This window comes from Streptacidiphilus neutrinimicus (assembly GCF_000787815.1).
GTDB classification, from domain to species: domain Bacteria; phylum Actinomycetota; class Actinomycetes; order Streptomycetales; family Streptomycetaceae; genus Streptacidiphilus; species Streptacidiphilus neutrinimicus.
In genome coordinates, this window is the sequence record NZ_BBPO01000018.1 from 108,208 (window position 1) to 117,649 (window position 9,442).

The window sequence follows — 9,442 nt, forward strand, 5'->3', positions numbered from 1 at the left end:
CTGCGCTCCTCGCGGGAGGAGAAGGAACGCTCAGCGCGCTCCGAGCGCGGGGCGCGGGCCTCGACGGCGACCGGCTCGACGACGGTCTCGGCCGCGACGGTCTCCTCGGCGGTCGCGGTCGACTCCTCGGCCGCTGCCTCCTCGATCTCGTCGTCCAGGCCGAGCTCGGCGCGCTCGGCCGCGGCACGGGCGGCCAGACGGTCGGCCTCCTCGCGGAGGTTCGCGGCGTGGCGGGTGGCGCGCTCCAGCTCCTTGGTCAGCGCGACGACGTCGCGCTCGGCCTGCGCGGCCTGGGTCGCGGCGGAGTCGGCCTGGACGCCCGTCAGCGAGCGGGCACCGGTGATGCGGACCAGGTCCGCGTCGAAGGAGCCGCCGACGATGTGGCGGGTGGCGTCGACGCCCGCGTCCTCCAGCAGACGGAAAGTGGAACGGCGCTGGTGCGGCAGGATCAGCGTGACGACCGTGCCGGAGCGGCCGGCGCGCGCGGTGCGGCCGGAGCGGTGCAGGTAGTCCTTGTGGTCACCGGCCGGGTCGACGTTCAGCACCAGGTCGATGCCGTCGACGTGGATGCCTCGGGCGGCGACGTCGGTGGCGACCAGGACGTTGACGTAGCCGTCCTTGAAGTCGCCCAGGGTCCGGGTACGGGCGCCCTGGGTCATGCCGCCGTGCAGCGCGTCGGCCTTCACGCCCGCGTCGCGGAGCTGCTCGGCGACGCGGTCGGCGCCCATCTGGGTGCGGACGAAGACGATGGTGCGGCCCTTGCGGGCGGAGATGGCGTTGGTGACCGGGGCCTTGTCCTTGGGCTTCACGACCAGGACGTGGTGGGTCATGGTGGTGACCGCGCCGGCGGAGGGGTCGACCTCGTGGGTGACCGGGTCCACCAGGTAGCGCTTCACCAGGGTGTCGATCTCGTTCTCCAGGGTCGCGGAGAAGAGCATCCGCTGGCCGCCGGAGGGGACCTTGTCGAGGATCTCGGTGACCTCGGGCAGGAAGCCCATGTCGGCCATCTGGTCGGCCTCGTCGAGGACGACGATCTCGACCTCGTCGAGGGTGCAGGCGCCGCGGTCGATCAGGTCACGCAGGCGGCCGGGGGTGGCGACGAGGACGTCGACACCGCGCTCCAGCGCCCAGATCTGCTTCGGCATGGAGGTACCGCCGCAGACGACCTTGAGGTTCAGGCCGAGCACGGTGCCGTAGGGCTCCAGCGCGTCGGAGACCTGCATCGCCAGCTCGCGGGTCGGGACCAGGATCAGGCCGCGCGGGCGCTTGGGCCGGGTGCGGCCCTGCTCCAGACGGGTCAGCAGCGGCAGGCCGAAGCTCAGCGTCTTGCCGGAGCCGGTGCGGCCGCGGCCGAGCACGTCCTTGCCGGCCAGCGCGTCCGGGATGGTGGCGGCCTGGATCGGGAACGGGGTGGTCACGCCGCGCTTGGCGAGACCGCGGACGATCTCGTCCGGCAGACCGAGGTCACCGAAGGTGATCGTCTTCTCGGTCTCAGCGGTCTCGGCGGCGGGGGTGGCGGCGTCGGCCTCAACCTCGGCGGCCTCGATCTCGACCAGGGCATTCTGCGCATCCTGGGCGTTTTCGGGCATGGCGAAGCGGGCGTCGTCAACGAGGGACATCAAAAACCTTCCGGGTGTCGGCACGCGCCCACACCCGCAGATTTCCCAAACCGCCTCAATGCGGTCAGCCACGGAGTACCGGAACGCGCCAGGTGCGCCTAGATCAATACGGCGCTGGGCAAATTGAACACAACGATCTACCAAGATAGCGCAGCGAAGACGCGATCGCCAAACGTGCGCCGAAAGGCGTCACATTACCCGCCGGAGTCAGCCTGCGGAAGGGCTCCCCGACGGTGCGACCGACGACGGGCTCGGTGACGGAGGCGGGCTCGCCACCGCGGTCGGCGACGGCGTGGGGCGCTGGGTGGGCTCCGTGCTGGGCTGCGCCGACGGGGTCGTGGGCCCCGCCGCGGTCGGCGTGCCCGCAGGCGGGGTGACGGCGATGGGCACCGGCGCGACCACCGAGGGCCCGGAGCTCGGCCGGGCCGCGCTCTCCCCCACGCTCGGGCTCGCCCCGACGTCGAGCCCCGCGCCCGCGTAGTGGCGCACCCCCGCATGGCGGCCGCCCGCGCCGTCCTGCGAGGTGCCGACGTCACCGCCGGGCCCGACCGTGGCGCCGTCCGCTCCGACCGGCGCGGCCGCGGGCCCGACCTCCATGCACCCGGACAGCGCGCTCACCGCGCCGACCGCCGTGCCCGTCATCAGCGCCCACACCGCGACGCGACGCGCCCCCGCTCCGACCTTGCCCATCGCGACCGGCCCCGCTTCCTCGCCTGACGTGCTGCTTCCCGCCCCCTCATCCCTGTCAACGCGACGGCCGGGCAAAGGACACGGCCGCATCGGACGCGAACCTTCCGCCTCTACCCGCCCCCGGCCGCCTCCCGCGGCGCGCGGTGTCACCCGTAGCCGAGCTCGTGCAGCCGCTCGTCGGGGATGCCGAAGTGATGCCCGATCTCGTGCGCGACCGTCACCGCGACCTCCCGCACCACCTCGTCCTCGCTCGCGCACATCCGCAGCGTCGGATTCCGGTAGACGGTGATCCGGTCCGGCAGAACCCCGGCGTACCACTCGCCGCGCTCGGTCAACGGCGTCCCCTCGTACAGGCCGAGCAGCTCGGGGCCGCCGACCGGCGGCTCGTCCTCAACGAAGATCACCACGTTGTCCATCAATCGGGTGAGCTCGCTCGGGATCCGATCCAGCGCGTCCCCAACCAGCTCCTCGAACCGCTCCCGGCCCATCCACAGCACGCCGTACCCCTGACCTCGTCGCCCGGCCGCGAAACCGATTTTGGTGTTCCCGCCCCCATCCCATATGCTTCTGAACGTCCCCGACGGCCGCAAGGAAGCCGGTGTGGTCCACCAGCCCTCATCGTCTAGTGGCCCAGGACGCCGCCCTTTCAAGGCGGTAGCACGGGTTCGAATCCCGTTGGGGGCACGTAGTAACAGCAGTGCAATGCAGTACAGCAGGCCTACACACGCGGTTTGTGTGCATGGCCCCGTGGAGCAGTTGGTTAGCTCGCCACCCTGTCAAGGTGGAGGTCGCGGGTTCAAGTCCCGTCGGGGTCGCTCAGGCTCCCTCTCACGAGGGATCCTGGCCAGGTAGCTCAGTTGGTACGAGCGTCCGCCTGAAAAGCGGAAGGTCGCCGGTTCGACCCCGGCCCTGGCCACTCGTTTTGACCAGTAGAAAGCCCCTAGCGGAGTAATCCGCCAGGGGGCTTTTTTGTTGTGCCTGCAGAGGATCACGGCCCTGCGTAGGGATCACAGCGGCGAGGTGCGGTTCCGGCGCAGCAGCAGGTCGTCTGGTCGGGCCGGCGGGTGCGCCGTCGGCCGCGATGATCTCCAGTCGGCCAGGCGGGTAGCCGTCCTGGCAGTCCCGCTCGCGGACTTCGAACTGGAGGTTGAGGATCAACTCGCGCTCGGCGACTGGCCAGTGGGCCAGGCCAAGGGTGGAGTCCCGCGTGGCGACGAGGAGCGCCCGCAGAAAGCCGGGGCCACCGGCCTCCTGCGCCCCCGGGTCGGCGCAACACCGTTCGGGCGACCGGCCGCACCGGCGCAAGCCTCCGGCGGGATGACCCGCGAAGGCTTCTCTCGTTCGGCGACGAAGAGCGCTAGGACTGGGCGCGGTCTCGTGCGCGGGCGCGGAGCCTGCGGATGGCGCGGGCAGCGAGGGGCGGGGTGAGGTCGGCGGCGAGGCGGCGGGCGCGGACCGGGAGGCGCTGCTGCGCCGCGTGCTGGGCCTGCTCGCGCGCCTCCTGCTCGGCCTGGTGCTGGGCGAACCAGCGCGAGCGGGGCTGCTCCTGGGCCGGCAGGGCGCCCGCCCACAGACGCGGGACCTGCTCGTCGAAGACGACCTGCAGGTCGGGCGCCCGCGGGTCGCGGCCCCGGCACTGCTCGATCAGCGCCTGCCGGGTGGACTCCGGGTCGCCCCAGGTGCCGTAGAACTTCTGCGGCGTGAGCGCCACCGGCCGCAGCCCGTGCAGGCGGACCGCCTCCCACGTCGCGGCGGCGACGCCCGGGGTGTGCTCGGACCGGTAGTCGTCCAGGGCCACGATGCCGTCCGCACGCAGCGCCTCGCGGGCGAACCGCAGGTCGGCGGCGACGTGCTCGTAGAGGTGCGAGGCGTCGATGTGGATGAAGCGCTGGCTGCCGGGCTCGATCAGCTTGGTGTCGGCGAGCTCGGCGCTGGGGCCCTGGTGGATGCGCGGCAGGGTGTCGTGGAAGGCGAGGTAGTTGGCCTCGAAGGCGCGACGGGTCAGCTTCTCCCGGTAACTGTGGCTCATCTCGGCCGAGTTCGCGCTGTCCGGCGCCTCGGACTCGAAGAGGTCGCAGACGGTGAAGGTCTCGCCCGCGCGCAGGTGGCGGCCCAGGACGATCGCGCTGCGCCCGAGGTAGACGCCGACCTCCAGGACGTCACCGGAGATCTCCCGTTCCTGCTGGTGTTCGAGCAGCCAGCAGAACAGGCGGTGATCCGCGACGGGGAACCAGCCCGGCACGTCCTCGAGGGTGGCAGGGCGGGGAGCGCCCGGATCGAGAACGGGATCGGCGGCAGCCGTGGAGGCGACGGACGAGTCGTGGGCAGAGGCGGGGACGGCCATGGCGTGCTCCGGCGTGGCGGGACTGCGGACGGGCGACCGCAGGAGGCCGCCCTCGACCTGATCAACGCCAGGATGCGGCACGAGTCACTCATCCGTTCGGTTGACTCGCCGGACTTCCTGTTAACGCCTGCGGCGGTCACGCCCCCGGAACGGACGCTGCCGGGCCGGTCACGGCCCGCGGAGCCCCCCGACTCCGCCCGGCCGCGGCCGGCCCGGCCGACCGGGAAACCCCGCCGGTTCAGGCGCGCCGCAGCGCCAGCCGCCCGCAGAGGGCGGCGATCGGCAGCTCCAGCAGCAGGGCCAGCACCCAAGCCTGGGCCAGCTCCGCACCGTGCGAGGTGGTGACGTCGAACCAGGCGTCGGTCAGCAGCAGCGCCGCCGTCGCGCTCGCGGTGAGCGCGGAGCGGGCGTCGCCGCAGCGCAACAGCAGACCGGTGCTGATCAGGCCCGTCGCCTCCAGCACGTCGAGCCCCACCCAGGGCCACTCCCCCTGCGCCGCCAACAGGACCATCCACGGAATCAGTGCCAGGCCCATGCCGACCAGTGCGACCGGCAGGGTCACCCGCCGGGCCCGGTTCGCAGCCCGGTTTGCAGCCCGGTTTGCAGCCGGCGCCGCAAGCCGGTTCGCAGCCGGCGCCGCAAGCCGGTTTGCAGCCGGCGCCCCAGCCCGGTTTGCAGCCGGCGCCCCAGCCCGGGTGCCGGTCCGAGCCGGAGCCCAGGCCCAGCCCCGGGCCCGGGCCTGGCGGACCTGGCCGGCCCGACCGCCCCTCCACTGCCCGGCAAAGACCCCGCTGTGCAGTGCGAACGTGCTCGCCATGACTCCCCCTGAAAGGCGTGCTCTCCCCCGCCCGAGACCTCTCGGGCACAGTGCTCAGCCTTCCGGGAACGGCCGCCCGAGTCGGTAGCTCCAGTAGCCGAGTTGGGGGTGGCGCCAGCTACACCCCGAGGCGGGTGACGCGTGCAGTCCGGGGCCCGCGGGCGGTCGGGGCGAGCGCCGCGCGCAGCGCCGGGGCGAGGGTCCGGCGGATCTCCTCGGACGGGAGCGCCGCCGCCAGCGGCAGCGGGTTGAGGTATCGGGTGAAGATCAGGCCGCCGATCAGCGTCACCGCCGCGAGCGCGCGCCGGGTCGCGTCGTGGCCGCCGAGATATTCAGCAAGGCGCGTCAGCACCTCCCCTTCCAGGTACTCGCGGAAGGCGCGCATCACCTCCTCGTTCTCCACGGCCAGGCGGTTCACCTCGGCCGCGTCCCACAGGTCGGTGACGACGTCGAGCAGCCGGTCCGCGAGGCCCTCGCGGTCGCCCGCGAAGGCCCCGGTGAGGTCCAGCGCGCGGGCGCACTGGATCTGCGTGACCTCGCCGAACAGGCCCCGCTTGGAACCGAAGTGATAGCTGATCAACGCCGAGTCGACCCCGGCCGCGGCCGCGACGGCGCGCAGGGTGGTGGCCCGGTAGCCGTGTTCGAGGAAGAGCGGCTCAGCCGCCGCGACGATCCGGGCCTTGGTCTGCGGGCGCCCGTGCGGCCGTCCGCGACGGCGGACGACGCCCGTCGCCGAGCGCGCTGGCATCTCGCTTTTATTCATCACCGTTGAATATCGGCGCTCCGCGGTGCGACGGTCAAGCCCTCGCAGATCAGCCACCAGGGAGTCACCGTGCATCTCGTCGTCCTCGGCGCCACCGGACCGACCGGCCGCGTCCTCACCGACCAGGCCCTCGCCGCGGGCCACCACGTCACCGCCGTAGCCCGGCGCGCGGACACGCTGCCGGCGCGCCCCGGCCTCACGGCCGTCGCCGCCGACGCCACCCGCGAGGGCGCGCTCGACGCCGCCGTAGCGGACGCGGACGCGGTCCTCTCCGCCCTGGGCGTCCGACCGAGCCGTGCGCCGGTCTCGCTCTACTCGACCGGCGTCGCCAACGCCGTGGCCGCGATGGCGCGGCACGGCGTCAAGCGCCTGCTGGCCGTCAGCTCCGCGGTGCTCGACCCCGACTGGCGGCCCAGCGGCGAGTTCCTCTTCAACCACGTGCTCGACCCGTACGTGAACCGCGTCGTCGCACGCACCGCGCACGAGGACATGCGCCGGATGGAGGCGCTGCTCGCCGCGGGCGCGCTGGACTGGACCGTGGTCCGCCCCGCCGGGCTGTTCGACCACCCCGCCGTCACGGCCTACCGGACCGCGTCCGGAAGCGCCGACGGCGTCTACACCTCCCGCGCCGACCTCGCCGCCGCGATGCTGCGCGAGGTGGTGGAGAACGCCCATCCGCGGGCCGCGATGGGCGTGGTCACGGTCGACACCCGGCCCGGCTTCCTCAAGCTGCTGCGCGAGGAGGTGCTGCGCAGGCGCTGAGCCGCGGTCAGGTCAGCCGGGCGGAGAGCCAGAGCAGGGCGGCGGGCAGCATGCTGCGCCACACGCCGGTGGTGTGTCCGCCGAACTGGACCGTCAGCAGTTGGTTGGGGCCCGGAGTGTGCAGCACGGACAGCAGCTTCCTGGCTGCCGGGACGGTTCCCGGGTCCTGGGCGCTGCCGGCCACGAGCACCGCGATGTCCGGCTGGTGCTTCTCTCCCCGCAGGATCAGGTAGGGGTCGTTGGCGTTCTTCAGCGCCGGGTTCCTCGCGACCAGCGGAGCCTCGGGAGTGTTGTACCCGGACAGGCTCACGGCCGCGTGGAAGACGCTCGGGTGCTGGACCGTGAGGTTGACGGCGCAGTAGGCGCCGGCCGAGTAGCCCATGATCGCCCACTTGTGCGGGCTCCTCGCGACACGGAAGTTGGCCGCGATCAGGCTCGGCACGTCCTTGTAGAGCCAGGTCGCCGTCTTCGCCCCGCCCGGCGCCGGCGTGTCCGCGCAGCCGGGGTCGACCCCGCCCGGGATGACGTTGAGCTTGGCCGCGACCAGGATCATCGGCTTGACCTTGCCCTGCGCCATCAGCAGCGCCATCTCGTCCTGCACCTTCATCGACCCGAACCACGCCTGCGGCGTGCCGGGCGTCCCGGGCAGCAGCTCCACGACGGGGAAGGCGGTGTTCGCGTAGGCCGGGTCGTCGTACTGCGGCGGCAGCCAGACGTAGAGACTGCCGTTGATCCCGGACTCCGGCCCGTGCGCGACGGTCGTCCGCACGCCCGGGAGGTAGGTCCTGAACGTGAGCTTCTCGCTCGTGGCGCTCCCGCCCGTCGCGCCGCCGGAGATGTCGGTCGCGGTGGCCGACTGGTTGGCGTCCCCGCCGAAGAGGTCCTGCCAACTGTCGTAGAACGGGCCCATCGTGTTGTTCACGTAGACCAGCACCATGAGGACGGCGGCGACCTGGCTGAACAGGGTGGCGCCTATCCGGCCCGCGTAGCGGACCGGCCGGGGCCCGGGTATCCGGTTCCAGACCAGGGCGAGCAGGGCCATCGCCGCGATCATCAGCGCCACGGTGAGGACGAAGAACGGCGTGCCGGTGAGGCTCATGATCGGTCGGTTCTCCGTGGCTTCCGTGCGCGTTCGTGCTAGTCCGTGCGTGTACGGGCGCGAATTGCCGTGTCCACGCCTCGCGCGAGCCTACCTGGGGAGATACTGGGTCTTTCCTGCGCGCACGGAAACTCTTGCCGAAGTCTTCACCACCCCGGTGCACGGTCCTGGTCCGGACGGCTCCGGGCGATCACACCCGGCAGCCGTGGGCCCGCAGGTAGGGCAGCGGGTCGACGACCGCTCCGTAGTGGTTCTCGTTGCGGATCTCGAAGTGCAGGTGCGGCCCGCGCGCGTTCCCCGACTCCCCGGAGAGCCCGAGCCGGCTGCCCGCCGCGACGTGGTCGCCCGTGTGGACGTCGAGGCGGGACATGTGCGCGTACAGGGCGAAGTGACCGTCCGGCAGCCGCAGCACGATCCAGTGCCCGTACGCGCCGCCCCAGCCGGCGACCTCCACGACGGCGTCGGCGACGGCGAGCAACGGCGTGCCGTTGAAGACGGCGAAGTCCACGCCGGTGTGATAGCCCGCGGCGTACGCGGGGTCGGGGTTGCCGAAGGGCTGACTGATCGCCGCGCCCGGCGCCGGGGTGAACCACCCCGCCTCCCCGCAGGGGCCCGGATCCGGCGACGGAGTGGGAGCGGGTGCGGACGGGTCCGGCCCCGTGTCCGGCGCGGGCCGCGTCGAGTCCGCGGCCAGGTCCGCGGCGGCGTTCGAGGCCGCGTAGGCGAGCAACCGCGCCGGGGTGAGCCGCAGCCGTCCCCGCCCGAGGGCGGCCCACTCCGGGCCGGTCTGCCGCACGACGGCGTCCTGCGCGAGCGTCGGCAGCCACATCGCCTTCGCCCCCGCGTGCGCCACGCAGCCTGGCAGGAGCGCGACGGGCAGCAGCAGCGCGCCCAGTCCGAGGCCGAGGATCGCACCCCGCCAGGTCCGCGAGGAGGCCCCCACGGGACCCACGAGTCGTACCACCCCACACGTGTACCCGCCGCGCACCTCCGGCACCAATGTCCGTCCACCCGTTCAGCGCAGCCGCCACCGGCGCGGACCGTCCCCCCGGCGACAACTCCCGCCCCCGCCAACGCCCGAGGCTGCCCGGGCGAGGCCGACCCGTCCGCGGGCGGACTCCCCCGGACGGCGGGCTCCCGGGGCCGCCGTGCGCGCCCCTCGGCCGACGGCCCGACCGCCCGTGAGCCGGCGGCGGCCGGACGCCCGGGCGCGGACCGCCGCGCCGCTTCCCGCGCGTCGTGGGTGCGACAGCGGTGCAGGGGGAAAAGACTGCGGACGTGAGCAGAGAAGAGGAGCGGCCTTCCGCGCGGGGCCGTGGCCATGAAGGGGAGCCCCATCGGCAAGGGG

9 protein-coding genes and 3 tRNA genes are annotated in these 9,442 nt (G+C 73.1%); 5 read left to right on the forward strand and 7 right to left on the reverse strand.

What is annotated here, in order from left to right; all coding sequences use genetic code 11:
• Nucleotides 1-1,619: DEAD/DEAH box helicase (locus tag TR48_RS14600; protein WP_042366908.1), on the reverse strand; the 1,619-nt coding region annotated here is incomplete at its 3' end.
• Between the two features lie 304 nt (nt 1,620-1,923).
• Here TR48_RS14600 and TR48_RS43240 point away from each other — a divergent pair.
• A complete protein-coding gene (locus tag TR48_RS43240; RefSeq protein ID WP_161789832.1) occupies nt 1,924-2,100 on the forward strand; it encodes a hypothetical protein in 177 nt (58 codons plus the stop codon).
• A gap of 355 nt (nt 2,101-2,455) precedes the next feature.
• On the opposite strand, the gene TR48_RS14610 is transcribed toward TR48_RS43240, so the two are convergent.
• Entirely contained in the window at nt 2,456-2,806 is a 351-nt protein-coding gene (locus TR48_RS14610; protein WP_042366912.1) for a metallopeptidase family protein, read from the reverse strand.
• Nucleotides 2,807-2,920: 114 nt separating this feature from the next.
• Between TR48_RS14610 and TR48_RS14615 the strand changes: the two genes are divergently transcribed.
• The 3 genes from TR48_RS14615 (at nt 2,921) to TR48_RS14625 (ending at nt 3,225) form a co-directional block, all read left to right on the forward strand.
• Nucleotides 2,921-2,993, forward strand: a tRNA-Glu gene (locus TR48_RS14615).
• 57 nt (nt 2,994-3,050) lie between these two features.
• Nucleotides 3,051-3,124 (forward strand) — tRNA-Asp (locus TR48_RS14620).
• 27 nt (nt 3,125-3,151) lie between these two features.
• Nucleotides 3,152-3,225, forward strand: a tRNA-Phe gene (locus TR48_RS14625).
• Nucleotides 3,226-3,666: 441 nt separating this feature from the next.
• Here the strand turns inward: TR48_RS14625 and TR48_RS14630 are convergent.
• The 3 genes from TR48_RS14630 to TR48_RS14640 form a co-directional block, all read right to left on the reverse strand.
• A complete protein-coding gene (locus TR48_RS14630; protein ID WP_084729402.1) occupies nt 3,667-4,653 on the reverse strand; it encodes a class I SAM-dependent methyltransferase in 987 nt (328 codons plus the stop codon).
• Nucleotides 4,654-4,891: 238 nt separating this feature from the next.
• On the reverse strand, nt 4,892-5,188 hold the full coding sequence (locus tag TR48_RS14635; RefSeq protein WP_161789833.1) for a hypothetical protein: 297 nt from the start codon (nt 5,186-5,188) through the stop codon (nt 4,892-4,894).
• Nucleotides 5,189-5,588: 400 nt separating this feature from the next.
• The gene (locus TR48_RS14640; protein WP_236652150.1) at nt 5,589-6,218 is read right to left on the reverse strand and encodes a TetR/AcrR family transcriptional regulator; all 630 of its coding nucleotides are present in this window, start codon (nt 6,216-6,218) and stop codon (nt 5,589-5,591) included.
• Nucleotides 6,219-6,302: 84 nt separating this feature from the next.
• Between TR48_RS14640 and TR48_RS14645 the strand changes: the two genes are divergently transcribed.
• The gene (locus TR48_RS14645; RefSeq protein WP_042366918.1) at nt 6,303-6,995 is read left to right on the forward strand and encodes an NAD(P)-dependent oxidoreductase; all 693 of its coding nucleotides are present in this window, start codon (nt 6,303-6,305) and stop codon (nt 6,993-6,995) included.
• Between the two features lie 7 nt (nt 6,996-7,002).
• Here TR48_RS14645 and TR48_RS14650 read toward each other — a convergent pair whose 3' ends face one another.
• Nucleotides 7,003-8,094: an alpha/beta hydrolase gene (locus TR48_RS14650; RefSeq protein WP_042366920.1), complete on the reverse strand. Its 1,092-nt coding sequence runs from the start codon at nt 8,092-8,094 to the stop codon at nt 7,003-7,005.
• 190 nt (nt 8,095-8,284) lie between these two features.
• Nucleotides 8,285-9,046: a M23 family metallopeptidase gene (locus tag TR48_RS38900; protein WP_052442679.1), complete on the reverse strand. Its 762-nt coding sequence runs from the start codon at nt 9,044-9,046 to the stop codon at nt 8,285-8,287.
• Nucleotides 9,047-9,442 lie beyond the last annotated feature (396 nt).